The 893-nt window shown below is 42.8% G+C and carries 1 protein-coding gene; it reads right to left on the bottom strand.

Annotated features, from left to right (window positions below):
• Positions 1-520 precede the first annotated feature (520 nt).
• Positions 521-893: HEAT repeat domain-containing protein (locus ACM0OY_RS40485; protein ID WP_414574315.1), on the bottom strand; the 373-nt coding region annotated here is incomplete at its 5' end.

Raw genomic sequence — 893 nt, 5'->3', positions numbered from 1 at the left:
GTCCGTTGGTTCAGAACACAAGTCCGTTGGTTCAGAACACAAGTCCGTTGGTTCACAACACAAGTCCGTTGCGATCGCTCGCCTGAGTAAAGCCCAATACAGTTGAGATAAGACCAAAGGGATTACCAAGAAATAAATTATCCAGTCTTGTGGGGTGGACATCTTGTCCGCCCCTTTCTACGGGCGGGCGAGACGCCCACCCCACAAGAAAAGTTGTATATTTTTTTTATTTGGTAGTCCCAAAACACTTGTAGAGACGGCGATTTATCGCGTCTCAAAAACCCACAATTTTGTAGAATTAGCCTTTAACCCAAGCGTATTGGAGTAAAGCCACCATTACCCGGTTAAAATCGATAATACTCTGAGACAACCAAATATTTTTATGCACATAATAGACAATTTGTACAGTGCGTAAGTCCTAAAATTATGTTTTTTATCTCCATCAATAAAGAATGGCTTGTACCATTAATTACGAATTACGAACTTGTACTGAGCGTAGCCGAAGTATTACGATTTTTATCTACCCACACACCAAATCCCACAGCAAATCAATTGCATCTCCAACATATTTTGAATCCTGTTGTTCCTGAATCCATTGGGCTAGACTAGTCGCCAAACTAGAAGTTTTTTTGCCGATTTTACCCAGCGCATCTGCGGCACTAGAACGCACAGAGTATTCTGGGTGTTCTATGAGTTTAATTAACCCAGGAATTGCCGCTTCTGAACCGATTTTACCCAGCGCATCTGCGGCACTAGAACGCACAGAGTATTTTGGGTCTTCTATGAGTTTAATTAACCCAGGAATTGCCGCTTCTGAACCGATTTTACCCAGCGCATCTGCGGCACGAGAACGCACATCGGATTCTGGGTCTTCTATGAGTTTAATTAACCCA

The sequence above is a fragment of the Nostoc sp. CCY 9925 genome (assembly GCF_963920935.1).
In the GTDB taxonomy this organism is placed as follows: domain Bacteria; phylum Cyanobacteriota; class Cyanobacteriia; order Cyanobacteriales; family Nostocaceae; genus Nostoc.
Note: the sequence above shows the minus strand (reverse complement) of the source record. Positions and strands in the feature narration are given on the sequence as shown.